Source organism: Streptomyces sp. NPDC031274 (assembly GCF_055570235.1).
Genome location: NZ_JBVIHP010000043.1, coordinates 1 through 25,548 on the forward strand (window position 1 = coordinate 1; position 25,548 = coordinate 25,548).

Genomic DNA, 25,548 nt, shown 5'->3' on the forward strand with positions numbered 1-25,548 from the left:
GCGTCGTACGGCGGCTGGGGGTCGTACTCGATGAGCAGTTGTACGGTCTGCGCGTGCTCGTCGCCCGCGATCTTCCCGGCGAGGGTGAGGCCCATGTCGATACCGGCGGAGACGCCCGCCCCGGTGACGTACTTGCCGTCGAAGACGACGCGCTGCCCCGTCGACTCGACGCCGAACTGCTTGATCTGCTCCAGCGCCAGCCAATGGGACGTGGCGCGGCGGCCCTTGAGGAGACCGGCCGCCGCGAGGAGGAGCGAGCCGGTGCAGACGGACGTCGTCCAGGTGGTGTGCGCGTCGACGGCGCGGAGCCAGCCGAGTACGGCCTCGTTCGCCAGGTCGGGCTCTGGGCTGCCGGGTACGACGACGATGTCCGGGCTGCTGACCTCGGCGAGCGACTTCGTGGCGACGAGGGAGAGCGCGCGGGTGTCGTCGAGGACGGGACCGGCCTGCTCGGCCACGAACACGACTTCGGCGCCGGGGAGACCGGCGAGGGTCTGGAAGGGGCCTACCGCGTCGAGGACGGTGAACTTGTCGTAGAGAAGGATCGCGATCTGCATGCGCCGATTCTTTCGGCGCCCGCGGATGTCAGCAAGGACGAATAGCCCACCTTTACTGCCACCCCCCTCGGTCGCTTGCCGCGCCTGCCAGCCCCGGTCAGTCCTGCGGGCTGCCCGGAGCGTGGTGGTCGCCGAGCGGGCTGATCGGGGTGTCGTGGTCGCCGATCGGGCTGCCGGGGGCGTGGTGGTCGCCGAGCGGGCCGACCGGGGTGTGGCTGTCGGCGAGCACCGGGCTCGCGGTGCCGGCTGTGGCGGCGGCCGCGATGGCCAGAGTGACGAGAACTTTGTTGGCGCGAGTCATTGCGGCTCCTGAGAAAGATGTGGCGTGCGGATGCGGACGGTACGTGACGCTGGTGAGTGACAGGGCGGGGAACGTTCGTGCGTCATGTCCTGGCTTTGTTCACAAGTTCCGACGGCAGATGTCGATGACTTCGGGAGGCACCCGCAGGCCGGTGGGATCGATGTTCACGAGAACGGGAGGCACTCGCTGTCAGCGGCGGAACTGCGCGCCCCTGGCGAGGCGTCCGTCACTACGTGGATACCGAACAGACGACTCGGCACAGGGCCGTCACCGGAGCCGCAGGGTGCCTCATCGCCGTGCTCGGCGCCATGGCGGGCTCCGCGGTCTGGCTCCCGTACGGTCGGAGGGGCCTCTTCGGCGACTTCGAAGGCGAGACCAATCAGGACCTGCTCTGGCTGGGCCTGCCGGTCCTGGTGCTGGCCGGGACAACCGCCGCCTTGGCCGTGTTTGCCGCCATACGGGGCCGGTGGCGGTCCGCCCTCGTCCTCGCGGCGGCCGTAGCGGGGCTCGCCGCCTTCGGATACGGCTTCGACGTCCTGGCCGGTCCGCAGGCGACACGACACTGCGCGCCGTCCTGCTGATCCCGACCTGGCCTGTCGTGTTCGGCGGAGCCCCCTCCCCTCTCCAACAACGGCTCCTTCAAGCCGGGACCACGTGGCTGTTTTCGAACTCCTGCGCTGTGTCCACCCTGCGCCGTGTCCGTCCTGGTCCGGATACGAACGTCCTTTTTGAGGGGCGAGGCACTGCCCGTTCTCGTGAACACTCCGCGCGCAGGGTGCCTCCCGAACTGCTGTCGAAACGCTGCTCTGCGACGTGAACAGAGCCAATGTCCGAGGCCTCTTCGAACGATTCCGCACCATTCCGCCGCCGTTCTGCTTGAACCGGGCTCCAGACATGCGCCGACCGCGGTGGCTTCCCCTCCGCGCCACCGCGGTCGACCCCCCGTCAGGATGTAAGCCTTTAAGTCCTTCAGTCCTTCAGTCCTTCGCCGGCGGGGCGGGGCTGTGGTGGTCGCCCTGCGTGGTGACCGTGCCGTCGGCGGGCGGCGCCGGGCTGTGGTGGTCGCCCATCGTGGTGATGGCGCCGTCGGCGGGCGGGGCGGGGCTGTGGTGGTCGCCCTGCGTGGTTATGCCGTCCTTCTTCTTCTTCGCTGCGTCGCTCATGCTGTCAACTCCTGAGATGTCGGCGGCGGGCAACTATATAGAACGCCCCCCGTCCGGCGACTCCCCCGAAGACCGCCGGAAAGGGGGCGAGCGGAGCATCACCCGAGAGGTGATGCTCCCGGCAACCCGTCTGCCCCCCGACGCGACGGATCGACTGCACTCAGAATGCAGGGTGGGCATAAACGATTGATGAACGTCGCCCAGGCACCGCTTATACGCCTCCGACGCGACGCCCAGGCACCGCTGACGCACCTCCGATGTACCGCCGATGCGCCTCCGCTGCGTTCGATCAGACCGCGGGGAGCGGCGCCAAGAGCTTTCGTACCGCGTCCGCTTCGGCTGCTCCGCACTGTTCGTACAGTGACAGGGACTCGTGCCAGCACGCCCGCGCACGATCCGTCTGGCCGAGGCGGCTCAGCGCCTTGCCCAGCGTCGTCAGGACGTGAGCTCGCGTCCGGTCGCCGCCGATGCAGCCGATGGCGAGGGCCTGTTCCGCGTGCTGGGCCGCCTGCGCCGCGCTCTCGGCCGTCAGGTGGGCCTGGGCGATGCGGAAGTGCGCTGTGCCCTCCCAGAGGCGCTGCCTGTTCGTCTCGAACTTGTGCAGGGCCTCGGCGAGCTGTTCCATCGCCTCGGAGTGGCGTCCGGCCTGGGTCAGCGCGATTCCCAGTGCGTACTGGGCGTTGGCCAGACGCAGGGTGTGTCCTATGCGGTCGTAGATGTCGATGCCCTGCTGGGCGAGGTCGATGGCGCGTGAGGTGTGCCCCATGAACAGGTGCATGCGGGAGAGATTGCACAGGGCACTCGCCTCGTTCGGGCGGCTCTCGTCCGCCCGGGCGCCGTCTATCGCCCGGAGAAGATGCTCTTCCGCGTCCGCGTACCGCCCCTGGTTGAGGGCGATGATGCCTCGGTCGTTCGATGCCCAGTAGACCGGAGTCGGGTCGCCCGCCGCCGTCGCGAGCAGCGCGGCCAGGCGGGCTTCCTCGTCCGCGTCGTCATAACGTCCGGCCACCAGATGGACGTTGGTGATCGTCGTGCGGGCGCGCGCCTCTGTGCAGCTGTCACCGGCCGTATGGGCCGCGTCACGCGCGGACAGCGCGACAGCCTCGTACTGCTTGGAGTTGGCACCGGACTCCGCGAGGTCCTGCGAGGCCCAGAGTAGGTCGACCGCGCGCCGCAGGCTCGTGCCCTTCGCAGCCTGCTGCGCACAGGCCAGCAGGCAGTTCGCCTCGGTGTAGAGCCAGCCCAGTGCTTTGTGCCGGTCGTCGAACGAGAGACCGGCGTACGCGGTGGGGGCCAGGTGATCCACGAGACGATCACCCGGCCGCTCAAGGGCGTACACCCCCGCCGCCGTCGCCAAGTAGAAGTCCAGCAACCGCGACAGGGCTTCTTCCCGCTCGACGGTCGGCAGCTCCCGCTCGGCGCACGCACGCGCGTAGAGCCGGACGAGGTCGTGGTAGCGGTAGCGGCCGGGTGCCGCCGACTCGACCAGGGACGTGTCGACCAGCATCTCCAGCAGGTCCTCCGTCTCCTCGACGGGGAGGTCCAGTACCGCGGCCGCCGCGGCCAGGGAGAGGTCCGGGCCGTCCGCGAGGCCTAGGAGGCGGAACGCCCGTGCCTGGCCGGGCTCCAGTTGGCCGTAGCCCAGTTCGAACGTCGCCTTGACCGCGAGGTCGCCCGCCTGGAGTTCGTCCAGGCGGCGTCGCTCGTCCGCGAGCTTGGCGGCCAGGGTCGAGACCGTCCACGTACGGCGGGCCGCGAGGCGTGATGCCGCGATGCGGATGGCGAGGGGCAGGAAGCCGCACGCCGCCACCACGTCGAGCGCGGCCTTGCGCTCCGACTGGACCCGCTCCTCGCCGACGATCCGGGTGAAGAGGAGCAGCGCCTCCTCGGGGGACATCACGTCCAGGTCCACCAGGTGCGCCCCGGCGAGGTCCACCATCCGGATGCGGCTCGTCACGAGCGCCGCGCAGCCCTCCATGCCGGGGAGCAGGGGACGTACCTGGGCCGCGTCACGCGCGTTGTCCAGGACGACGAGGACCCTGCGGCCGTCCAGGACCGAGCGGTAGAGGGCCGCCCTCTCCTCCAGGGAGTCCGGGATCGCCGAGTCCGCCGTGCCCAGGGCCCGCAGGAACGCGCCGAGGACCGTCTCCGGTTCCGCCGCACGCGCGCCCGCTCCTTGCAGGTCCACGTACAGCTGGCCGTCGGGGAAGTGCGTCCGTGCCACATGCGCCACATGGACGGCGAGCGTCGTCTTGCCCACGCCCCCGATGCCCGCGAGCGCCGAGACCGCCATCACCCGGCCCTCCGCCGCCGACAGGATGTCGCTCAGTTCGGATACGAAGGAGGCGCGGCCCGTGAAGTCCGGGACCGTCGCCGGGAGCTGCGCGGGGCGCACCACCGCCGCGGCCGGTTCCGGAGCCGCCGCCGACGGCTCGGCGAGCGCCGGGTCCGCCTGGAGGATGCGCTGCTGGAGTTCCTTCAGGCCGGGGCGCGGGTCCACGCCCAGTTCGTCGTCGAGCAGGCGGCGGGTGTCGGCGTAGACCGCGAGGGCTTCCGCTTGGCGCCCGCTGCGGTAGAGCGCCAGCATCAGCAGCTCGCGCAGGCGTTCACGCAGGGGATGCGCCGCCGTGAGGGCCGTGAGTTCCGATACGGCCTCCGCGTGGCAGCCGACCTCCAGGTCCATGTCCAGGCGGGATTCGAGGAGCTGGAGGCGCCACTCGTCAAGGCGGGTGCGCTCCGTCTCCGCGTACGGGCCGGGGACGTTGGCCAGGGGCTCGCCGTCCCAGAGGCTCAGTGCCTTGTTGACCAGGGAGCGCGCCTGGCAGAGGTCGCCGACTCCGCGCGCCTTCTCCGCCTCCGCCGACAGGTCCTCCGCGAGCGCCAGGTCGAGGGCGCCGTCGGCCACCGCGATCGAGTACCCGCCCGACTCGCTGACCAGGACTCCGGCGGGCAGGACCTTGCGCAGCCGTGACGCGTACGTACGCACTGCGGCGAGGGCCTGCGAGGGCGGTTCGTCGCCCCAGAGGGCGTCGATCAGTTCGTGTGACGTCGCCGTGCGCCCTGCCCGCAGGAGGAGCGCCGCGAGCAGGGCGCGCTGCTGCGGAGAGCCCATGGGCAGCTGCTCGGCGCCGTGCCATGCGCGTACGGGGCCGAGCACGCTGAAGTGCGGTCTCGATCCCTCGGGGGCGTTCCCCGGGGCCGGACGCCGCTGGTCCGGTACTCGCGGTACACCGTCCATCGCTCCCCCTGCTGCCCTGCCGTGCGCGGCCGTCGCGCCGTGCCTGGTCCTGCGTCGCGGGTCTGCCCTTCCCGCGATTTTCGCTCTTTGCCTGGATTCCGTATTCCACCGGCACTTGCTGCCCGCCAGTTTGCCTTGTTCCTGGCGGATGCGTCAGCAGTGGGAGACGGCTCTCACAGGGTCCACGCACTCTGGCGCCCGGGATCGGCCCGTGCGCGGACGGCCGGAGCGGCGCCGACGGACAGTTCATGAGTTGCCGACGAGTAGCTGACGTATAGCTGACGGGTCGTCAGATCGGCGCTACCGTGGAGCACATGGAGACCACTGAGACCTTGCCGACGTTCCCGAGGATCATCTCGGTGGACGACCACACCGTCGAGCCCGCCAACGTCTGGCGGGACCGGCTCCCGTCGAAGTACCGCGACAGCGGGCCGCGCGTCGTCCGTGCACCTCTGAAGGAAATGACCTTTCTGGGCGGTAAGTTCGCCCCCGTGATGGGGGCGAAGGGGGACGATGGGCCCATAGGTGACTGGTGGATCTATGAGGATCTGCACCGGCCCCTCACCCGCCTCGACACCTCCGTCGGGTACGACAGGGACGAGATCAAGCTCGAGGTCATCACGTACGAGCAGATGCGCCCGGGGTCCTTCAGCGTGCCCGACCGCCTCGCCGACATGGACGTCAACCACGTCCAGTCCGCCCTCTGCTTCCCCACCTTCCCCCGCTTCTGCGGGCAGACGTTCACCGAGGCGAAGGACCGCGAACTCGGCCTGCTCGGCGTACAGGCCTACAACGACTGGATGGTGGACGAGTGGTGCGGGCCCGAGGCGCACGGCCGTCTCATCCCCCTCACCCTCATTCCGCTCTGGGACGCGGAGCTGGCCGCCGCCGAGGTCCGCCGCAACGCCGCCCGCGGCGTACGTGCCGTCGCCTTCTCCGAGATACCACCCCACCTGGGCCTCCCTTCCATCCACACGGACGAGTGGGACCCCTTCCTGCGGGCCTGCGACGAGACCGGCACCGTCATCGCCATGCACATCGGGTCGAGCAGCAAGATGCCGTCGACCTCCGCCGACGCGCCGCCCGCCGTCGGGTCCACCATCACCTTCGCCAACTGCTGCTTCTCGATGGTCGACTGGCTGATGAGCGGCAAGTTCGAGCGCTTCCCGAACCTCAAGATCATGTACGCCGAGGGGCAGATCGGGTGGATTCCGTACATCCTGGAGCGCGCGGACGTGGTCTGGGAGGAGAACCGGGGCTGGGGCGGGGTCGCCGACAAGGTGCACCGGCCGCCGTCCGAGCTCTTCACCGAGCACGTCTACGGGTGCTTCTTCGATGACGCCTTCGGACTGAAGAACCTCGACTCGATCGGCGTCGGCAACGTCCTGTACGAGACCGACTACCCGCACTCCGACTCGACCTGGCCCAAGTCCAGGGAGGTCGGCGAGGAGCAGATGGGGCACCTGGCACCGGACGTGGTCGACCGGATCGTACGGGGCAACGCGATCGATCTGCTGGGGCTCACGGGTGAGGGGTTGTGGGCGGGGCCTGGGGCTTAGTCAGCCCGCCCGGCCGCCCAGCCGCCCACCCGCTCAATCGTCCAGTCACCCCCGCCCCCTTGCCTGACGATGCGTCAGCTAAGACGATGAGTGCCGTCGCCGTACATGACAGACCGTCAGATCAGTTCGGATCAGATCAAGTCGAATCAGACCAGACCAGACCAAGGTGAGGGGTCGGGTGGTTCCCATGGCTGCCAACGCGCTGGCGCACATCTTCCCGCAAGGGCGACTGGTCTACGGGATGCAGCTCCCGATCCAGTCGCAGAGCGTCATCTACGCGGAGGCGTGGGAGGCGGACGCCACCACCGACGACCTCGCCGAGATCGCCCGCACCGCGGACCGGAGCGGCTTCGCGTACATCGCGAGCTGTGATCACGTGGCCATTCCGCGGCGGCTCGCCGACACCATGAGCACCGTCTGGTACGACCCGGTGGCCACCCTCTCCTTCCTCGCCGGGATCACCGAGAACGTACGGCTCATGAGCCATGTCGCCGTCGTCGGCCTCCGGCATCCGCTCGTCAGCGCCAAGCAGTACGCCACCTTGGACCGGCTCAGCGGCGGGCGGCTGATCCTCGGGGTCGGGGCCGGGCATGTGCAGGAGGAGTTCGACGCCGTCGGGGCCGACTTCGAGCGGCGCGGGTCCGTGCTCGACGAGACCGTCGACGCGCTCATCGCGTCGCTCGGCCCCGAGGAGTACCCCGAACACCACGGCGAGCACTACGACTTCAGCGGCCTTGGCCAGCGGCCCCGCCCCGCGCAGGAACGCGTCCCCATCTGGGTGGGCGGCTCGTCGCCCGCCGCCGTCCGCAGGGCCGCAGTCCGCGGTGACGGATGGCTGCCGCAGGGCGACCCGCGCGACAAGCTGCCCGCGCAGATCGCCCGGCTCAAGCGGCTCCGCGAGGAGGCGGGCGTGCGGGAGCCGATCGTCGTGGGGGCGATCGCCGAGCCCCTGTACGTGGGGGAGCCCGGCTGGTCCGTGGGGCGGCGCACCCTCAGCGGGAAGCCGGACGCCCTCGCGGAGTCGCTGCGCGCGTACGGGGCGATGGGGGTGCAGCAGATACAGGTGCGGTTCCGCAGCCGCAGTCGCACCGAACTCACCGACCAGATGGCGGCGTTCGCCGCCGAAGTCGCCCCGCACCTCAACTGAGACCTCTCTAACCGAGACCTCTCCATCTGAGACCTCTCTGAAGCCCTCACTCAAGGAGACCCGCATGGGCAAGCTGGACGGGCGCGTCGTCATCGTCACCGGTGCGGCGCGCGGGCAGGGCGAACAGGAGGCGCGGCTCTTCGCCGCCGAGGGGGCGCGGGTCGTCATCGCCGACGTGCTCGACGAGCAGGGCGAGGCGCTCGCCGAGGAGCTAGGCGGCGACGTGGCCAGGTTCGTGCACCTCGACGTCAGTCAGGAAGCCGACTGGGAGGCGGCGGTCGGCGCCGCGAAGGACGCCTTCGGGAAGATCGACGGCCTGGTCAACAACGCCGGGATCCTGCGTTTCAACGAACTCCTCAGCACCCCGCTCGAAGAGTTCCAGCAGGTCATCCAGGTCAACCAGATCGGCTGCTTCCTCGGCATCCGCACCGTGGCGCCCGAGATCGGGGCGGCCGGCGGCGGGACCATCGTGAACACCGCCTCGTACACGGCGCTGACGGGCATGGCGTACGTCGGCGCGTACGCCGCGACCAAGCACGCCATCCTCGGGCTCACGCGCGTCGCCGCCCTTGAGCTCGCCGACAGGAACATCCGCGTCAACGCCGTCTGCCCGGGGGCCGTCGACACCCCGATGACCAACCCCGCGCAGCTCGACCCGAGCGCCGACCCCACCGAGGCGGGGGAGGCTGTCGCCGAGCTCTACAAGAAGCTCGTGCCGCTCGGGCGGATCGGCAGGCCCGAGGAGGTGGCCGCCCTCGCCCTCTTCCTGACCGGCGGCGACTCGGCCTACATCACCGGGCAGCCGTTCGTCATAGACGGGGGCTGGCTCGCGGGCGTCAGCATCGTCTGACGCAGCGTCAGTAAGGGCTGCCCCGGGTATTGACGGTCATCGCGGCCGGTGGAACAGTCGTCGCATCGCAATCTGACGGTTCGTCAGAAACTCGCAGATACTCACGAGGATGGTGAACCTCCTTGGAATTCGGTCTCTTTGTACAGGGATACGTGCCCGCCAAGCGGGCCAAGGTCGACCCCGAAGCGGAGCACAAGGCGCTCATCGAGGAGACCGAGTACGTCATCCAGGCGGACAAGTCCGGCTTCAAGTACGCCTGGGCGTCCGAGCACCACTTCCTGGAGGAGTACTCGCACCTCTCCGCCAACGACGTCTTCCTCGGCTACCTCGCCCACGCGACTGACCGCATCCACCTGGGCTCCGGCATCTTCAACCCGCTCGCCCCGGTGAACCATCCGGTCAAGGTCGCCGAGAAGGTCGCCATGCTCGACCATCTCTCCGAAGGACGCTTCGAGTTCGGGTCGGGGCGCGGCGCCGGGTCGCACGAGATATTGGGCTTCATGCCGGGCATCACCGACATGAACCACACCAAGGAACTCTGGGAAGAGACCATCGCCGAGTTCCCCAAGATGTGGCTCCAGGACGAGTACGTCGGCTTCCAGGGCAAGCACTGGTCGCTGCCGCCCCGCAAGATCCTGCCCAAGCCGTACGGGAAGGCGCACCCGGCCATGTGGTACGCCGCCGGGTCCCCGCCCTCGTACGCGATGGCGGGCAAGAAGGGACTCGGGGTACTGGGCTTCAGTGTGCAGAAGGTCTCCGACATGGAGTGGGTCCTCGAGTCGTACAAGACGGCCGTGAAGGACGCCGAACCCGTCGGTGCCTTCGTCAACGACAACGTCATGGTGACCTCGACGGCGATCTGCGCGGAGACGCACAAGAAGGCCGTCGAGATCGCCGTCGGCGGCGGGCTCAACTACCTCCAGTCGCTGCTCTTCCGCTACCACGACACCTTCCCGCGCCCCGAGGGCATCCCCGAGTGGCCCGAGCTGCTCCCCGAGTACAGCGAGGAGATCATCGAGCTGCTCATCGCCGAGGAGCTGATGATCTGCGGCGACCCGGACGAGGTGCTCACGCAGTGCAAGCGCTGGGAGCAGGCCGGTGCCGATCAGCTCAGCTTCGGGCTTCCGATCGGGATCTCGCCCGAGGACACGAAGAACACGATCAAGCTGATCGGTGAGCATGTGATTCCGAAGATCGACACGGATCCCGTGCACCGCACCACGCGTATGCGCGGTGCGGGTGCCTCCGGCGGTTGAGCCGCCCCACTCGCTGCCCCGGCCTTCCCTTCCCGGACGGAGGTCGGGGCACCCCTTTTCGCCCTTCGGGCGAGTTCTCTCCCACCCACCCACCCGATTGCCCCGAAGGGGGACGTCCACGTCATGCTCGACCACCTCATCAAGGGCGCGACCGTAGTCGACGGAACCGGCGCCCCCGCCCGTATCGCCGACGTAGGCATCCGGGACGGCCGCATAGCCGTCATCGCCGACCCCGGAACCCTCACCGAGCAGGCCACGACCAGCGAAGACGCCCAGGGACGCGTCCTCGCCCCCGGGTTCGTCGACCCGCACACCCACTACGACGCCCAGCTCTTCTGGGACCCGTACGCGACCCCGTCCCTGAACCACGGCGTCACCACCGTCGCGGGCGGCAACTGCGGCTTCACGCTCGCCCCGTTGAACGCCGACCGGCCCGAGGACGCCGACTACACGCGGCGGATGATGTCCAAGGTCGAGGGCATGTCACTGGTGGCCCTGGAAGAGGGGGCGCCCTGGTCGTGGAGCTCGTTCGGCGAGTATCTGGACGCCCTGGACGGGCGCGTCGCCGTCAACGCGGGCTTCATGGTGGGGCATTGCGCACTGCGGCGGTACGTCATGGGCGCGGACGCGGTCGGCGGGCAGCCGACCCCCGAGCAGCTCGACCAGATGCTGCGGCTCTTCCACGACGCGATGGACGCCGGCGCCTGGGGGCTCTCCACCACGCAGTCGTCCACGCACTCGGACGGCGACGGGCAGCCCGTGGCCTCCCGGCACGCGAAGCCCGACGAGCTGATCGCGCTCAGCCGGGCCGTGGCCGAGCACGAGGGCACGCAGCTTGAGGCCATCGTCGCCGGGTGCCTCGATCAGTTCAGCGACGACGAGATCGACCTCTTCGTGGAGATGAGCGCCGCCGCCGGACGCCCGCTCAACTGGAACGTCCTGACCATCGACTCCGCCGTCCCCGAACGCGTACCGCGCCAGCTGACCGCGAGTGACCGCGCCCGCAAGGCCGGTGGCCGGATCGTGGCCCTCACGATGCCGATCCTCACCCCCATGAACATGTCGCTGGGCACCTTCTGCGCGCTGAACCTGATACCCGGCTGGGGCGACGTGCTCGGACTCCCCGTTCCCGAGCGCATCGCCAAGCTGCGCGACCCGGACGTCAGGGGCGAGATGCTGCGGCACGCCGCGAGCAAGGAGGCCGGAGTCTTCCGGCGCCTCGCGAACTTCGACCGGTACGTCATCGGGGACACCTACTCCAAGGAGAACGAGGGCCTCACCGGGCGCGTCGTCGGCGACATCGCCGCCGAGCGCGGCCAGGAGGCCTTCCAGTGCCTCGTCGAGATCTGCGCCAACGACGATCTGCGTACGGTCCTGTGGCCCATGCCCTCCGACAACGACCCCGACTCATGGGCCCTGCGCCAGGAGACGTGGCAGCACGAGGACGTGATGCTGGGCGGCTCCGACGCGGGCGCGCACCTGGACCGGATGTGCGGAGCCCCGTACACGACCCGGTTCATCGGGGACTGCCTGCGCGGACGGAAGCTGGTCGGCCTCGAACAGGCGGTCAAGATGCTCACCGACGACCCCGCGCGGCTCTTCGGCCTTCGGGAGCGGGGCCGTATCGAGGAGGGCTTCCACGCCGACCTCGTCCTCTTCGACCCCGAGCGCATCGACGCGGGCAAGGCCACGCTGGTGCACGACCTGCCGGGCGACAGCCCGCGCCTGGACTCGAAGGCGATCGGCGTCAACGCCGTCTGGGTCAACGGAGTCGAGACCATCCGCGAGGACCGGGTGACGGGCGCGACGCCCGGCACGGTGCTGCGTTCGGGCCGGGACACCAGGACGGTGAGCACCAAGTGAGTCCTGAACTCCCGTACGAGCAGCGGTTGTTCATCGGCGGCGAGTGGGTCGAGCCCGACGGCGGTCACTATGAAGTGATCAACCCGGCCACCGAGGGTGTCGTCGGACTCGCGCCCGAGGCGAGCCGCGAGCAGGTGCACGCGGCGGCGGGAGCGGCCCGCGATGCCTTCCGTACCTGGTCGCGTACGGCACCCGAGGAGCGGGCCACCGTCCTGGACCGGGCGGCGGAGATCATGCGGCGCGACTTCGCCGCGTACGCGGAACTCGCACAGGCGGAGAGCGGCGCGACGGCCGGGACGGCGCGCGGGATGCAGGTCGCGGTGTCGGTGGCGCGCTTCAAGCGGTACGCGAAGGGTGCCCTTGAGCCCGTCGAGTCCGCCCTCCCGCCGCAGATCAGCGAGGCGGGCCCGATGGGGAAGGCGGGTGTCCTCGGTGCGCTCGCCGTCCGCCAGCCGGTGGGCGTCGTCACCTGCGTCACCTCGTACAACAACCCCTGGGCCAACCCGGCGGGCAAGGTGGCACCGGCCCTGGCCATGGGCAACACGGTCGTCGTGAAGCCCGCCCCGCAGGACCCGCTGTCGGTGTACCGGATGGCGGCGGCCCTTGAGGAGGCCGGGGCGCCGCCGGGCGTGGTGAACGTGGTGAGCGGCGCGCGCCCGGAGGTGGGCGAGGCGGCTGTGGACTCGCCCGACGTCGACATGGTGAGCTTCACGGGCTCGACGTCGGTGGGGCAGCGGATCGCCGAGGTGTGCGGCCGCGACATGAAACGCCAGCTGATGGAGCTGGGCGGCAAGGGCGCGGCGCTCGTCTTCGAGGACGCGGACCTGGACTCGGCGGTGGCGGGGATCGGGACGACGTACGCCTTCTACAGCGGACAGATCTGCACCGCCCCGACGCGGGTGATCGCGCACCGCGCGATCTACGACGACCTGATCGAGAAGCTGAAGGGCTACATCGGCTTCATGAAGGTCGGCGATCCGCTGGAGAAGGGGACGGTCGTCGGCCCGGTGATCTCGGCGGCGCACCGTGATCGCGTCGAGTCGTACGTGGAGCTCGGCCGGAAGGAAGGCGCGCGGGTCGTCGCGGGCGGCGAGCGCCCGGCGGGCCCCGGCCTCGACCGCGGCTTCTACGTGGCCCCGACGCTGCTCGCGGACTGCACGAACGACATGCGGGTGGTCCGTGAGGAGATCTTCGGCCCGGTCGTCGTGGTGGTCCCCTTCGAGGAGGAAGAGGAGGGCATCGCGCTGGCCAACGACAGCGACTACGGCCTCATCGACTACGTCTGGTCGGGCGACGTGGCCCGCGCCTTCCGGGTCGCGCGGCGGCTGCGCGCGGGCGGGGTCGGCGTGAACACGATCGGCCGGAACATGGAGGCGCCGTTCGGAGGGTTCAAGAGGAGCGGGGTCGGCCGGGACGTGGGTTCGTACGCGCTGCACGCGTACAGCGAGTTGCAGTCGATCGTGTGGCCGGGGTGATGCGGCACGGGTGAGGCGAGCGGGCTGATGCGGCACGGGTCATGCGAGCGGGTTGATGCGAGCGCGGCTGATGTCCGTCATGTGGAACGCGAGAGGACGCCCGGGAAAATTTTGAACCAGGGCAAAGCGGACAGTGCTGCGGTTCCCGCATAGCGGACGGTCTGACGTTTGCCTGCCGATGAGCGACCTTCCCGGCGATCGACTCAATCAATCAATGACAGTTGCCCCAATTCATCCATCGATTGCAAGCCAATCGATCCGGACGCTGATCCTCCGCATGTGGAAACCGCAGCCCTTAACGTCCTGTTCATGACCCAGTTGGACGATCGGCTCCAGGCACCCCGGGCCGGAGACACGGCAGGCGGCGCCCCCGACGGGGGCGTGCGCGCCAAAGGCCTCGGCGGGAACTCCGTCGGCCTCATGGGCAGCGCCGTCATCGGCATCTCCACCGTCGCCCCCGTCTACTGCCTGACGTCGACCCTCGGCTCCACGGCCGGCGAGGTCGGCCTCGCCATGCCCGCGGTCTTCCTCGCGGGCTTCCTGCCGATGCTCCTGGTGGCCTTCGCCTACCGTGAGCTCAACAAGGCCATGCCGGACTGCGGCACCTCGTTCACCTGGACGGTCAAGGCCTTCGGCCCCCGGATCGGCTGGATGTGCGGCTGGGGCCTGGTCATCGCCACGATCATCGTCCTGTCCAATCTGGCGGGCGTGGCGACCTCGTACTTCTGGCTCCTGGCCGGTGAGATCACGGGCAACGGCTCCGTGGCGGCCCTGGACGACGACAAGGCCGTCCACATCCTCACCTGCCTCGCCCTGATCGCGGCCGCGACGGCCATCAGCTATCGGGGGATGACGGCCACCAAGGGCGTGCAGTACGCGCTGGTGGGGCTACAGCTCGCCGTCCTCGCGATCTTCGTCGTGATGGCGTTCCAGAAGGCGGGCAGCGCACAGTTCCCGCTGTCGCAGGACTTCTCCTGGTCGTGGCTGAACCCGTTCGCCGTGAAGTCGTTCTCCTCCTTCACCGCGGGCCTCTCGCTCGCGATCTTCATCTACTGGGGCTGGGACGCCTGCCTTGCGGCCAACGAGGAGACGACCGGCAGCGACAAGACCCCCGGCCGCGCCGCGCTGATCGCGATGGTCGTCCTGGTCGGCTCCTACCTCGCGACGGCCGTCGCCGCGCAGATGGTGGTGGGCGCGGGCACCAAGGGCCTCGGCCTCGCCAACCCCGACACCTCCGACAACGTCTTCGCCGTCCTCGCGGGCCCCGTGATGGGCCCGACCCTCGGCATCCTGCTCTTCGTCGCGGTCCTCGCGTCGGCGGCGGCGAGCCTGCAGACGACGTTCATCCCGGTGGCCCGCACGGTCCTGGCCATGTCCGCGTACGAGGCACTCCCGCCGTCGTTCGCACGCGTGCACCCGCGCTTCAGGACGCCAGGCCGCGCGACGGTCACCGCGGGCGTCGCGACCGCCGTCTTCTACACGGTCATGACGCTGGTCTCCGAGCACGTCCTGGTCGACACGATCTACGCGCTCGGCCTCATGATCTGCTTCTACTACGCGCTCACGGCCTTCGCCTGCGTCTGGTACTTCCGCCACGAGCTCTTCGGCTCCGTACGTGACTTCGTCTTCAAGGGCCTGCTCCCGGTCCTCGGCGGCGTCCTCCTCACCGGCGTCTTCACCAAGACCCTCATCGACATGTGGGACCCCGCCTACGGCAGCGGCTCCTCCGTCCTCGGCGTCGGCTCGGTCTTCGTGATCGGCGTGGGCCTGCTGCTGCTCGGCGTGGTGATCATGCTGGTGATGGGCCGCACGAGCCCGGCGTTCTTCCGGGGCGAGGTCCTGAAGCGGGACACTCCGACGCTGGTCGTCGCGGACTGACCCGCTCCAGAACTCTCCCCGGCTGTCCGGAGCTACCCGCTCCAGAACCCTCCCCGGCTGTCCGGAGCTACCCGCTCCAGAACCCTCCCCGGCTGCCCGGAGCTACCCGCGACCCAGGAACACCGGGTTCGTGAACGCCGCCAGCGCGCCCGGCAGACCCGGCACCGTCGGCGCGTGGCGGACCTCGGCCCGTACGTACGCCGCGTACGAAGGCGTCGTCCGCCACTGCGCCGTACCGGAACCGGACGCGGGCAGCGCGGGGCCCGTGAAGAGGGTGCCCTGGTCCGTCACGAAGTGGATCGTGCAGCCGGGCGAGCCGGTGACGTCGAGGCGGACGGTCACCGGGGCGTCCTGCTCGACGTAGAGGCGGTCGCCGATGCCCGCCTGCTTGCCCTTGCCGCCGGTGGCCGTGAAGGTGACCGCGACGTTCTTGGACTCGGCGACATAGCTGTGGCCCGCGCGGATGCCCGCCTGGATGGCGTCGCGGGACAGGGAATCCGCGAGGACCACCGTCTGCGGGGTGCCGACGGGGTCCGGGTCGCGGTGGGCGTCGCTGTTGCCCATGGCCGGGATCCACGGCTTCCGGCCGCGCACGGACGCGACGAGCGTGCCGTCCCACTCGGCGAGGGACACCTCGTCGTCCGGTGTGTAAGAGCCGTTCCACACCTCCACCGCGTCCGCTTCCCCGAAGCCGAACTTCCAGTTGCAGCCGATGCAGGTGCCGTGCGGATGGGCGGGGACGACGAGGCCGCCCGCGTCGCGGACCTCGCGGGCGAACTTGCCGAAGCGGTTGTCGCGGGCGCGGTAACGCCAGTCGATGAACGTGCCGGGGTCCGTGCCGAGGGCGACCACGTGGCCGTTGCGCGTGGTCACCTCCTCGCCCAGCATGATCAGCAGGTCGTCACCGGCCTGGTCGGCCCAGTGGGGGTGCGAGGCGTACGTGTTGTGGTCGGAGGTGTTGATGAAGTCCAGGCCCGCCGCGCGAGCGAGGGCCGCGATCTCGGCCGGGGTGCGCCTGCCGTCCGAGTGCCAGGAGTGGAGGTGGCAGTCGCCGCGGTACCAGGCACGGCCACGCCCCTTCGCCCGCTCCGGCGGGTAGACGGGCCGGGGCGTCCTGCCGGGCGCCCCGTACTTGAGCGTGATCGTGACCTCGTAGGGCAGGCCCTCAGGTGCGACGGTGTACGGGCCGAGCGCGATGTTCCAGGTGCCCGCCTTGACCGGGCCCGGGATGTAGCCGGGGGTGGCGTCGTCGGCGCGGATGAAGAACTCCGTGCGCGCGCCGCCCGACCAGCCCCGGAAGCCCTTGCCGCCGAGTGCCGTGCCGCGCTGGTCGAAGACGCCGATGTCGAGCGCGTTGCCCTGCGTGCCCGCCGGGACGGTGACCTTCTCGTAGGTGTAGGCGACGTGGATCTCGCGTACCCCCTCCGGTACTTCGACCGGGAGATACACGAAGTCGGGTGACCCGGTGGGCAGCGTCCCGCGCACCACCTTGGTCTCGTCGTCACTTCCGGATGCGCGCCCCGAGGCGCTCGCGAAGCTCACGCTGTTCAACGTAAGCGCGGCGGCGGCTCCCGTCACGAGCAGACCGCGCCGGTTCAGGGGCGTGTTGGCTGATCTGGCCGGGCGGTGTTCGTCCTCGCACATGTGTCGGCTCCCCAGGGTGTCGGAAGGGACTGCAGGGCAACCCTGGTATTGAGCCGTGAACTGAGGCGCAAGGGAAGGCGATTGACAGACTTACGGGCGGTGACGAGCCTTGCGCACGCGGCGGAGAGCGATCATGACGATGATGATGACCGCGATGACGGCGATGATCGCGATGATCAGCCCGATCCCGCCCTTGGACTTCTTCTTCTTTTTCGTCTTCCAGGGCTTGGACTGCGACTCGTCGGCCGCCTTGGTGCCCGTCCTGGTGGCGGTGGTGCTCGCCGCGTACGTGGTCGACGCGGACGCGCCTGTCGCCGTGGCCGCCGCGGTCCGCGGAGCGACCGCGTACGCGCCCGCGGAAGCCGTACCTCCCAGCAGCGCTCCGAGCAGCAGCAGTACGGTCGCGAAACGAAGCCGCATGAGGAACCCCCCGATTCCGTCGATTACGTCATTACGTCGAGTCCGTCGATTTCGTTGATTCGGGCGGATCCTAGGCCACGCGGGGCCCCGCGCCTAGCGCTCGCACCCGCTGCACACAGACACAGGCACGGACACAGGCACGGACACAGGCACAGACACGGACACGGCATGGACTCCTGCGCCGCCGACGGCTAGTAAGTGAGCCCGCCGCTCCGTACGACGACGTGACCGGAGGCCACCACATGCGCGTTGCCGCCACCCTCTACCTCACCGACGAGACCATCACGCCCGTCCGCCTGGCCCGGGAACTGGAGCAGCGAGGCTTCGCGGCGCTCTACCTCCCCGAGCACTCCCACATCCCGGTGTCCCGCGAGACCCCCTACCCCGGCGGTGAACTCCCGCCCGAGTGCGCTCGCATGCTCAACCCCTTCGTGGCCCTCGCCCAGGCCGCCGCCGTCACGAGCAGGCTCGGGCTCGGCACGAACATCACGCTCGTCGGGCAGCACGACCCCATCGACCTCGCCAAGCAGATCGCGACCCTCGACCACCTCTCCGGTGGCCGTCTCACCCTCGGCATCGGCTACGGCTGGAACAGGGAGGAGGCCGCCGACCACGGCGTCGAGTGGCGCACGCGGCACGCGCTCGTGCGGGACCGGATGGCGGTCATGCGGGCGCTGTGGGCCGAGCAACCAACCGCGTACGAAGGTGAGTTCGCGAGCGTGCGGGCCAGCGAGGCCCACCCGAAGCCGGTGCGCGTGCCCCGCACGCTCATCGGGGGAGCGGCGGGCCCCAAGCTGTTCGCGCGGATCGCGGAGTACGCCGACGGCTGGCTGCCCATCGGCGGGGCCGGTCTTCGCGACGCGCTCCCCGCGCTGCGCGCCGCCTGGGCCGACGCGGGCCGGAAACCCGGCGACCTGTACGTGGCGCTCTCCGCCGTCGAGCCGACCGAGGGCAAGCTCGCCCACTACGAAGAGCTCGGCATCGACGAGGTCATCGTGCAGCTTCCGGCGCGCGGGGAGGCGGAGGCGCTGCGCACGCTCGACGGTTTCAGCGATACGTGCAAGCGATACGTGCGAGCAGTATGAGGAAGCGATGTGAGAAGGCGGTACGAGAAAGCGGCACGAGAAGGCGGCACGAGAAGGCGATACGAGAAAGCGGCACGAGAAGGCGATACGAGCAAGCGATACGTGCCCCTCGCACCCGCCGCCCGCGACCACCCCGCAACCGGCACTGACCTGTAGGTGTTTCTGTGCGAGGTCGCTCGTATGCTCGGACGCATGACCAACAGCGCGCCACAGGACTCAGCACCCGAGGGGCCGACCCCCGCGCCGGCACGGCCCACCGCCAACGCCATGCGGCGCGCACTCAAACGCGCCAGGGACGGCGTCGCGCTCGACACCGCCGAAGCCGCCGTACTGCTCCAGGCGCGCGGCGACGACCTCAAGGACGTGGCCGCGTCCGCCGCGCGGGTGCGGGACGCGGGGCTCGCGGCGGCGGGGCGGCCGGGCGTCATCACGTACTCGAAGAAGGTCTTCATCCCGCTGACGCGGCTGTGCCGCGACAAGTGCCACTACTGCACCTTCGTGACCGTGCCCGGCAAGCTGCGGCGCGAGGGGCACGGGATGTTCCTCTCACCGGACGAGGTCGTCGACATCGCCCGGCGCGGCGCGGAAATGGGCTGCAAGGAAGCCCTGTTCACGCTCGGCGACCGGCCCGAGGACCGCTGGCCGGAGGCGCGCGAGTGGCTGGAGGCGGAGGGCTACGACGACACGCTCGCCTACGTCCGCGCGATGGCGATCCGCGTTCTGGAGGAGACGGGCCTGCTCCCGCACCTCAACCCGGGCGTCATGACCTGGACCGACCTCCAGCGGCTCAAGCCCGTCGCGCCGTCCATGGGCATGATGCTGGAGACGACGGCGACCCGGCTGTGGAGCGAGCCGGGCGGCCCGCACCACGGTTCGCCCGACAAGGAGCCCGCGGTCAGGCTGCGGGTCCTTGAGGACGCGGGACGCTCGAACGTCCCCTTCACCACCGGGGTCCTCATCGGGATCGGCGAGACGTACGAGGAGCGGGCGGACGCGCTCTTCCGGCTCCGCTCGACGCAGCGTTCGTACCACGGCATCCAGGAAGTCATCGTCCAGAACTTCCGCGCCAAGCCCGACACGGCGATGCGCGGCATGCCGGACGCCGAGCTGGAGGAGCTGGCCGCGTGCATCGCGGTGGCCCGGCACATCCTCGGCCCGAGCGCCCGCATCCAGGCCCCGCCGAACCTCGTCGACGCCGAGTACGCGCTCCTGATCGGCGCGGGCATCGACGACTGGGGCGGCGTCTCGCCCCTCACGCCCGACCACGTGAACCCCGAGCGCCCCTGGCCGCACATCGACGAGCTGGCGTCCAAAACCGCGGAGGCGGGCTTCGAGCTGCGCGAGCGGCTCACGATCTACCCGGAGTTCATCGAGCGCGGCGAACCCTGGCTGGACCCGCGTCTCCTTCCGCACGTGCGCGCGCTCGTCGACCCGGACACGGGCCTGGCGAACCCCGACGCCCGGCCGAGCGGTCTGCCCTGGCAGGAGCCCGACGAGGGGTACGTCGCCTCATCCGGCCGCACGGACCTGCACCGCACGATCGACACGACGGGACGTACGTCCGACCGCCGCGACGACTTCGACGAGGTGTACGGCGACTGGGAGGCCCTGCGCGAGCAGGCCGCGCCCGGCATGGTGCCGTCCCGCATCGACGGCGACGTGCGGGCGGCGCTCAAGACGGCCGCCGACGACCCGACGCGCCTGACGGACGAGCAGGCCCTGGCCCTGCTGCACGCGGACGGGCCCGCGCTCGACGCGCTGTGCGGCATCGCTGACGACGTCCGCAAAACGATGGTCGGCGACGACGTCACGTACATCGTCACGCGGAACATCAACTTCACGAACGTCTGTTACACCGGCTGCCGCTTCTGCGCCTTCGCCCAGCGCAGGACCGACGCGGACGCGTACACGCTCTCCCTCGACCAGGTCGCCGACCGGGCCCAGCAGGCGTGGGAGGTGGGCGCCACCGAGGTGTGCATGCAGGGCGGCATCCACCCCGACCTGCCCGGCAGCGCGTACTTCGACATCGCGCGCGCCGTGAAGGAGCGCGTGCCGGGCATGCATGTGCACGCCTTCTCGCCGATGGAGGTCGTGAACGGCGCGACGCGGACCGGTCTGTCGATACGGGACTGGCTCAGCGCGGCGAAGGACGCGGGCCTCGACTCGATCCCCGGCACGGCGGCGGAGATCCTCGACGACGAGGTGCGCTGGGTCCTGACGAAGGGCAAGCTGCCCACGGCCACCTGGATCGAGGTCGTGAAGACGGCCCACGAACTGGGCATCCGCTCGTCGTCCACGATGATGTACGGGCATGTGGACCAGCCCAGGCACTGGCTCGGTCACTTCCGCACGCTGGCCGCCATGCAGGAGGAGGCGCTGGCCAAGGGGGTCGAGGGGTTCACGGAGTTCGTGACGCTCCCCTTCATCCACACGAACGCGCCGGTGTACCTGGCGGGCATCGCGCGCCCAGGCCCGACGACCCGCGACAACCGCGCGGTGGTAGCGATGGCGCGGCTCCTACTGCACCCGCACATCCCGAACATCCAGACCAGCTGGGTGAAGCTGGGCACGGAGGGGGCGGCGGAGATGCTGCGCTCGGGCGCGAACGACCTGGGCGGCACGCTGATGGAGGAGACCATCTCCCGGATGGCGGGCTCCAGTTACGGCTCGTACCGCTCGGTGAAGGACCTCGTCGCGATCGCGGAGGAGGCCGGGCGTCCGGCGAAGGCGCGGACGACGCTGTACGGAGAGGTGCCCCAGGAACGCCAGGAGGCGGCCGCCGCTTCGGACGGCCACCTCCCGGAGTTGCTCCCGGTCCTGGAGTGACCCGCTTGAGGAGCTAGGGGATCAGCCGGTGAGGTCGGAGCCGAAGTGGGCGCCGGCCTCGGGGGTGCCAAGGGTGGACGGGCTGAACGACGTGATGCCGGTCGTGGTCAGGCCGGTCTTCGCGCCGCGGAACAGCCAGGCGGCGCCGGAGTCCTTGGTCGTGCCGTCTTCCTGGGGCACGCCCACGGTCAGGTCGGCGAGGCCGTCCTTGTTGACGTCGGTGAGCTGGACCGACTCACCGAAGTTGTCGCCCTTCTCCGAGACGCCGGGGACGCCCGCCGTGGACTGGTTGAAGGCCTGGGAGCCGGAGCCGGTCAGGCCGTTCGCGCCGCCCTTGAGCAGGACGATCGCGCCGGTGTCGTCGGCGTCGCCGAGGTTCTCGCCGGGCACGCCCACCGCGATGTCGGCGTAGCCGTCGCCGTTGACGTCGCCCGCGGTGAGGGAGGCGCCGAACTGGTCGCCCCACTCGGGGCCGTTGATCTCCGCCGCCTCGCTGGCGCCGGGGACGCCCGCGGTGTCCTGGTCGATCTTCGCGGTACGGCTGGAGAAGCCGGACTTGGAGCCGTAGATGACCCGGACCGCGCCCGCGTCGTACACCTGGGTCTCGGAGACCTCGTCGACCTCGCGGGCCACCAGGTCGCCGTAACCGTCCTTGTCCACGTCGGCGATGACGCCGTTCGTCGTGAACTTCTTGGTCGGCGTCGACGTCTTGGAGAGGCCGTCCTTGCTGCCCTTCCACAGGCGCGAGGAGTGCTGCATCTCCTCCATGGCGTGACCGGTCACGAGGTCGTCGGCGCCGTCACCCGTGACATCGCCCACCATGAGGTCCTGGGGGCCGTCGTCGCCGTTCTGGACGGACGAGGTGGAGGCGGGCTTCCCGTCACGGGTGAACGGGCCGTAGCGAACTTCCATGGTGGACTGATTGTTGGTGACGAGGTCGGCCTTGCCGTCGCCGTTGAAGTCACCGGCCTTCACCTGGTCCGTGTACCCGCCCTGCAGCTCGGAGGCCTGGGTCAGTCCGTTCGCGGAACCCCAGAGCACCGCGTCGGTCTTGTCGTTGCTCACGGTGAGGTCGGTGTATCCGTCGCCGTCGAGGTCGGCGGCCTCGGTGCTTCCACCGAAGCGGCCGTTCTCCTCGGGGTCGCCGGGGACACCGGCGGTGGTGCGGTTGATCTGCTTGGCGTGCGCGGTGTCGGCGCCCGACGCCGATCCGTACACGATGGAGACGTAGCCCGCGCCGGCCACGCCGTCGACGGCGCCGCCGGGTGCGGAGATGGCGAGGTCGGCGTATCCGTCATGGTTGAAGTCGGTCACCGGCTTGCTGGCCGCGGTGGGGGCGGCGGTCGCGGAACCGGTCGTCATCGCGATGGCGAACGGTGTCGCGAGCGCGGTGACGGCGACTGCGGCTATGAGTGAACGTCGCACTGATCCTCCTGTGGGGAAACTGCTGTGACGTAAGGGAGACCAGGGCCCTACGTCGATGGTTGTGCGCTACAGGTTCACTGTTACGTTGCCTGACATTCTCGTTACAGAGATCGGTATCTCTGTTACAGAGCTTGGTACTTACCCGGACAGAAGCCCTCTCCCTTGGCTGTGTGCGGCGGGGTGACGAGGGCGGCGGGAGGTCAGCGCGAGGACGGCGCGAGGACGGCGCGAGGTCAGCGCAGAGTGCGCCGCGCCGCGTAGACCAGGACGCCCGCCATCACCAGGATCGCCCCGGCCAGCGCGCCGCTCGCCGCCCACTGCATGGCGTCCATGTGGGAGAAGGGGAGGTACTCCTTCGACCAGCCGACCACCCCCTCGCGCCGCAGACAGGCGGGCCTGTCGCTCGCTTCCACGCAGGTGCCCCAGCCGCGCAGTGCGCCGTCACCGGTCACGTAGGAGGTGTCGATCTCCAGGGCGTTGTCGGGGATCTTCGGAGCGTAGCCTTCGGCGAACCGGCCGTCGCCCGTGGTCTTCGTGACCGTGGGCGCGAACATCATGCGCATCGGCGTCCAGAGGAGCTTCATCACCAGCAGGGCGACGAACGTCACCACCATCGCGGGCAGCGTACGCCGCGTCAGGAGCCCGGCGGCGGCGCCGATCAGCAGCCCGAGCACGGCCATGGCCACCGTGACCGGCCCCGTGGTGTCGAACCCGTTTGTGCTGGTGAAGTCCGCGTTGATGGCCATGTGGTTCGCCAGCGGCGTCAACACGGCCTTCATGGCGATGCCGGTGGAGAGCGCCGCCACGGCCGCGAACAGGGCGGCCATGCCGAGCTTCGTCGCCACCCAGTTCTGGCGGCTGCGCGACTGGACGCACACGAACTTGGCGGTGCCGGTCTCCAGGTCCCCCGCGAAGAGGGGAGCGCCGATGAACACCCCGATGACCACCGGCAGACCGGCAAGGGCGAGGCCCAGCATGTCGAACCGCTGGTAAGCGGTGTCGAGGGCCGCGGCCGCCGCGGGAGACGGATTCGACCCTTCGACGGCCGCCACGGCGCTGCTCGCATCCTGGGCGAGCCACGCCAGAGCCGCTGTCGTGACGGCCGCCGTCGCGAGCAGCAGGAGGAACGCCACCCGGTGCTGGCGCCACACCAGCCAGACCATTCCGCTCGGGCCGAAGCGGCGCGCCCGCGCCCGCGCCTGCCGTCCCGGCAGCCCGGGAGAGCCGCCGTCCGTCCGGAGCGCCTGTGTCGTCGTACTCACTTCACTGCCTCCGAACCGGCGCCGACAACATAGGAGTTGGGGCTGATGAGTCGAGCGGAGTGGCTCTGCTCCAGGTAGGCGAGCACCACTTCCTCCAGGGTCGGCGCGGTGGCGTCCCAGAAGTCGGCGACCGGACCGCCGGGGCGGACAAGGGCGGTGGTGTACCGCTGGTCGCCGTGGGTCTCCACGACCGTGTGGTGCTCAAGCCCCCCGGGCAGCCCGCCGGGCCCGGTCGGCACCCGGTCGGTGGGCGCGGACAGCACCCGGTGGACGCTGATGATCTCGTCCACGTCACCGGCAAGACGCAGCCCGCCCTCGGCCACGAGCAGCAAGTAGTCGCACAGCGTGTCCAGTTCGGCCACCAGGTGGCTGGAGAGCAGAACGGTGATACCGCGCTCGGCCACCTCGCCGAGGAGTGCGGCGACGGTCTGTCTGCGCACCAGCGGGTCCAGGTCGGCGAGCGGCTCGTCGAGGAGGAGGAGGTCGGGGCGCTTGCCCAGGGCCACCGCGAGGGCGACCCGGGTGCGCTGGCCGCCGGACAGCTTGCCCACCTTGGCGTCGAGCGGAATGGAACCGGCCCGCACGAAGTCCTCGGCCAACTCCTGCTCCCAGTGCGGGTTCAGCTCGTGGCCCGCCCGCAGTGTCTCGGCGACGGTGAAGCGCGCGAACAGTGGCTTCTCCTGCGGCAGGAACGCGACCCGCTGCCGAGCCTGAGCCCCACCGGCGGGCTCGCCGAAGACTGTCGCCTCGCCCGCCGACGCGTCGCGCAGTCCCGCGAAGATCTCCAGCATCGTCGTCTTGCCCGCGCCGTTCGGACCCACGAGTCCGCACACGCGCCCTGCGGGCAGCCGGAACGTCGCGTCGCGCAGCACCCAGCGGCGCCCGTACTGCCGCCCGAGGCCGCGCACCTCCAGGGCGGTCCGCCCCTTGTTCCGCACGGCCGCCTCTCCTGCCGCCCCGCTCATCCCCGACTCCCGTTCTGCTCGTCCGTACTGCCGCGGGAAGTGCCCGCCGCCGTCTGCTGACGCTCCTGAAGCGCCAGTTCGACCAGATCCCGCACGTCTTCCTCCGCAAGCCCCGCGGCCAGCGCCCGCCCGGTCCACTCCGCCAGTTCGGCGTAGAGCGGCGACTCGACGTCGGGCGCGTGACTCCGGTCCGCCTCCGTGGCCGCGGCGGCGATGAACGTGCCCACTCCCTGCCGCAGCTCCACCACGCCGTCCCGCTCAAGCTCCCGATAGGCCTTGAGCGTGGTGTTCGGGTTCACGGCACAGGTCTCGGCCACTTCGCGAGCGGTCGGCAATCGGTCACCGGGCTTCAACGCACCGGCTCTGACGGCCCGTTTGGTCTGCTCGACGATCTGCTGGTACGCCGCGACGCCCCGGCGTCTTTCGATGTAGTACCGCATCCATCTCACCACCCGTCCACTAGTTAACTAGCTGAATACTGGAGAAGGGGCGTTCCGGTGTCAAGCGGGGTCCGCTGTCGAGGGGCGCCAACTGTTGCGGGCAGGACGATGTGCCCGTCCGGCCGCTCGGCGTCTGCCGGGGAGGAAGGTGGGGCCTTGATCTGGGGTGTGAACTGGGTCGGCGAACACCCGCC

The 25,548-nt window shown here is 70.1% G+C and carries 20 protein-coding genes; 10 read left to right on the top strand and 10 right to left on the bottom strand.

Annotated elements, in window-relative coordinates; all coding sequences use genetic code 11:
* Positions 1-557 (bottom strand): DJ-1/PfpI family protein (locus ACZ5CR_RS41260; RefSeq protein ID WP_468867657.1); only part of this gene is annotated, 557 nt, incomplete at its 3' end.
* A gap of 97 nt (positions 558-654) precedes the next feature.
* Positions 655-858 (bottom strand): hypothetical protein, encoded by a 204-nt coding sequence (locus ACZ5CR_RS41265; protein ID WP_468867659.1) that lies wholly within the window; start codon positions 856-858, stop codon positions 655-657.
* Between the two features lie 233 nt (positions 859-1,091).
* On the opposite strand from ACZ5CR_RS41265, the gene ACZ5CR_RS41270 reads away from it, so the two are divergent.
* Positions 1,092-1,439, top strand: coding sequence for a hypothetical protein (locus tag ACZ5CR_RS41270; RefSeq protein ID WP_468867661.1), 348 nt, complete (start codon positions 1,092-1,094; stop codon positions 1,437-1,439).
* Positions 1,440-1,835: 396 nt separating this feature from the next.
* Here ACZ5CR_RS41270 and ACZ5CR_RS41275 read toward each other — a convergent pair whose 3' ends face one another.
* Positions 1,836-2,021 (bottom strand): sigma-like protein, encoded by a 186-nt coding sequence (locus ACZ5CR_RS41275; protein ID WP_468867663.1) that lies wholly within the window; start codon positions 2,019-2,021, stop codon positions 1,836-1,838.
* A gap of 289 nt (positions 2,022-2,310) precedes the next feature.
* Positions 2,311-5,259: an SARP-family global regulator AfsR gene (gene afsR / locus ACZ5CR_RS41280; protein ID WP_468867665.1), complete on the bottom strand. Its 2,949-nt coding sequence runs from the start codon at positions 5,257-5,259 to the stop codon at positions 2,311-2,313.
* A 332-nt stretch (positions 5,260-5,591) separates the two neighbouring features.
* Between afsR and ACZ5CR_RS41285 the strand changes: the two genes are divergently transcribed.
* The 7 genes from ACZ5CR_RS41285 to ACZ5CR_RS41315 all read left to right on the top strand — a co-directional run bounded on the left by ACZ5CR_RS41285 (position 5,592) and on the right by ACZ5CR_RS41315 (position 15,287).
* Positions 5,592-6,818 carry an amidohydrolase family protein gene (locus ACZ5CR_RS41285; protein WP_468867733.1) on the top strand — a complete coding sequence of 409 codons (1,227 nt, stop codon included), beginning with the start codon at positions 5,592-5,594 and terminating at the stop codon, positions 6,816-6,818.
* A 187-nt stretch (positions 6,819-7,005) separates the two neighbouring features.
* Positions 7,006-7,965, top strand: a complete 960-nt coding sequence (locus ACZ5CR_RS41290) for an LLM class F420-dependent oxidoreductase (protein ID WP_468867667.1) — start codon at positions 7,006-7,008, stop codon at positions 7,963-7,965.
* Between the two features lie 64 nt (positions 7,966-8,029).
* Positions 8,030-8,815 carry an SDR family NAD(P)-dependent oxidoreductase gene (locus tag ACZ5CR_RS41295; protein WP_468867669.1) on the top strand — a complete coding sequence of 262 codons (786 nt, stop codon included), beginning with the start codon at positions 8,030-8,032 and terminating at the stop codon, positions 8,813-8,815.
* 122 nt (positions 8,816-8,937) lie between these two features.
* Complete coding sequence (locus tag ACZ5CR_RS41300; RefSeq protein ID WP_468867671.1) at positions 8,938-10,071, top strand: LLM class flavin-dependent oxidoreductase; 1,134 nt, start codon at positions 8,938-8,940, stop codon at positions 10,069-10,071.
* Between the two features lie 123 nt (positions 10,072-10,194).
* Positions 10,195-11,934 carry an N-acyl-D-amino-acid deacylase family protein gene (locus ACZ5CR_RS41305; protein WP_468867674.1) on the top strand — a complete coding sequence of 580 codons (1,740 nt, stop codon included), beginning with the start codon at positions 10,195-10,197 and terminating at the stop codon, positions 11,932-11,934.
* Complete coding sequence (locus ACZ5CR_RS41310; RefSeq protein ID WP_468867677.1) at positions 11,931-13,409, top strand: aldehyde dehydrogenase family protein; 1,479 nt, start codon at positions 11,931-11,933, stop codon at positions 13,407-13,409. Before ACZ5CR_RS41305 ends, ACZ5CR_RS41310 begins: the two co-directional genes overlap by 4 nt.
* A 309-nt stretch (positions 13,410-13,718) precedes the next feature.
* Positions 13,719-15,287: an APC family permease gene (locus ACZ5CR_RS41315; protein ID WP_468867678.1), complete on the top strand. Its 1,569-nt coding sequence runs from the start codon at positions 13,719-13,721 to the stop codon at positions 15,285-15,287.
* A 102-nt stretch (positions 15,288-15,389) separates the two neighbouring features.
* Here ACZ5CR_RS41315 and ACZ5CR_RS41320 read toward each other — a convergent pair whose 3' ends face one another.
* Both ACZ5CR_RS41320 and ACZ5CR_RS41325 read right to left on the bottom strand, forming a co-directional pair.
* On the bottom strand, positions 15,390-16,931 hold the full coding sequence (locus ACZ5CR_RS41320) for a CehA/McbA family metallohydrolase (RefSeq protein WP_468867680.1): 1,542 nt from the start codon (positions 16,929-16,931) through the stop codon (positions 15,390-15,392).
* A 90-nt stretch (positions 16,932-17,021) separates the two neighbouring features.
* Positions 17,022-17,351 carry a hypothetical protein gene (locus tag ACZ5CR_RS41325; RefSeq protein WP_468867682.1) on the bottom strand — a complete coding sequence of 110 codons (330 nt, stop codon included), beginning with the start codon at positions 17,349-17,351 and terminating at the stop codon, positions 17,022-17,024.
* 242 nt (positions 17,352-17,593) lie between these two features.
* Between ACZ5CR_RS41325 and ACZ5CR_RS41330 the strand changes: the two genes are divergently transcribed.
* Positions 17,594-18,436: an LLM class F420-dependent oxidoreductase gene (locus ACZ5CR_RS41330; protein WP_468867684.1), complete on the top strand. Its 843-nt coding sequence runs from the start codon at positions 17,594-17,596 to the stop codon at positions 18,434-18,436.
* A 267-nt stretch (positions 18,437-18,703) separates the two neighbouring features.
* On the top strand, positions 18,704-21,262 hold the full coding sequence (locus tag ACZ5CR_RS41335) for a bifunctional FO biosynthesis protein CofGH (RefSeq protein WP_468867735.1): 2,559 nt from the start codon (positions 18,704-18,706) through the stop codon (positions 21,260-21,262).
* A 21-nt stretch (positions 21,263-21,283) separates the two neighbouring features.
* Here the strand turns inward: ACZ5CR_RS41335 and ACZ5CR_RS41340 are convergent, their stop codons facing one another.
* The 4 genes from ACZ5CR_RS41340 to ACZ5CR_RS41355 all read right to left on the bottom strand — a co-directional run bounded on the left by ACZ5CR_RS41340 (position 21,284) and on the right by ACZ5CR_RS41355 (position 25,354).
* Complete coding sequence (locus ACZ5CR_RS41340) at positions 21,284-22,687, bottom strand: FG-GAP-like repeat-containing protein (protein ID WP_468867687.1); 1,404 nt, start codon at positions 22,685-22,687, stop codon at positions 21,284-21,286.
* Between the two features lie 233 nt (positions 22,688-22,920).
* Complete coding sequence (locus ACZ5CR_RS41345) at positions 22,921-23,949, bottom strand: ABC transporter permease (protein ID WP_468867688.1); 1,029 nt, start codon at positions 23,947-23,949, stop codon at positions 22,921-22,923.
* Positions 23,946-24,914, bottom strand: coding sequence for an ATP-binding cassette domain-containing protein (locus tag ACZ5CR_RS41350; RefSeq protein WP_468867690.1), 969 nt, complete (start codon positions 24,912-24,914; stop codon positions 23,946-23,948). The genes ACZ5CR_RS41345 and ACZ5CR_RS41350 overlap by 4 nt, the downstream gene beginning before the upstream one ends.
* Positions 24,911-25,354, bottom strand: a complete 444-nt coding sequence (locus tag ACZ5CR_RS41355) for a GntR family transcriptional regulator (RefSeq protein WP_468867692.1) — start codon at positions 25,352-25,354, stop codon at positions 24,911-24,913. The genes ACZ5CR_RS41350 and ACZ5CR_RS41355 overlap by 4 nt, the downstream gene beginning before the upstream one ends.
* Positions 25,355-25,548 lie beyond the last annotated feature (194 nt).

Excerpts from the sequence above, each read along its gene's own strand:
- ACZ5CR_RS41265 (WP_468867659.1), bottom strand. The coding sequence starts at position 858 with ATGACTCGCGCCAACAAAGTTCTCGTCACTCTGGCCATCGCGGCCGCC.
- ACZ5CR_RS41275 (WP_468867663.1), bottom strand. The coding sequence starts at position 2,021 with ATGAGCGACGCAGCGAAGAAGAAGAAGGACGGCATAACCACGCAGGGC.
- afsR (WP_468867665.1), bottom strand. The coding sequence starts at position 5,259 with ATGGACGGTGTACCGCGAGTACCGGACCAGCGGCGTCCGGCCCCGGGG.
- ACZ5CR_RS41290 (WP_468867667.1), top strand. The coding sequence starts at position 7,006 with ATGGCTGCCAACGCGCTGGCGCACATCTTCCCGCAAGGGCGACTGGTC.
- ACZ5CR_RS41295 (WP_468867669.1), top strand. The coding sequence starts at position 8,030 with ATGGGCAAGCTGGACGGGCGCGTCGTCATCGTCACCGGTGCGGCGCGC.
- ACZ5CR_RS41305 (WP_468867674.1), top strand. The coding sequence starts at position 10,195 with ATGCTCGACCACCTCATCAAGGGCGCGACCGTAGTCGACGGAACCGGC.
- ACZ5CR_RS41315 (WP_468867678.1), top strand. The coding sequence starts at position 13,719 with ATGACCCAGTTGGACGATCGGCTCCAGGCACCCCGGGCCGGAGACACG.
- ACZ5CR_RS41320 (WP_468867680.1), bottom strand. The coding sequence starts at position 16,931 with ATGTGCGAGGACGAACACCGCCCGGCCAGATCAGCCAACACGCCCCTG.
- ACZ5CR_RS41325 (WP_468867682.1), bottom strand. The coding sequence starts at position 17,351 with ATGCGGCTTCGTTTCGCGACCGTACTGCTGCTGCTCGGAGCGCTGCTG.
- ACZ5CR_RS41330 (WP_468867684.1), top strand. The coding sequence starts at position 17,594 with ATGCGCGTTGCCGCCACCCTCTACCTCACCGACGAGACCATCACGCCC.
- ACZ5CR_RS41335 (WP_468867735.1), top strand. The coding sequence starts at position 18,704 with ATGCGGCGCGCACTCAAACGCGCCAGGGACGGCGTCGCGCTCGACACC.
- ACZ5CR_RS41350 (WP_468867690.1), bottom strand. The coding sequence starts at position 24,914 with ATGAGCGGGGCGGCAGGAGAGGCGGCCGTGCGGAACAAGGGGCGGACC.
- ACZ5CR_RS41355 (WP_468867692.1), bottom strand. The coding sequence starts at position 25,354 with ATGCGGTACTACATCGAAAGACGCCGGGGCGTCGCGGCGTACCAGCAG.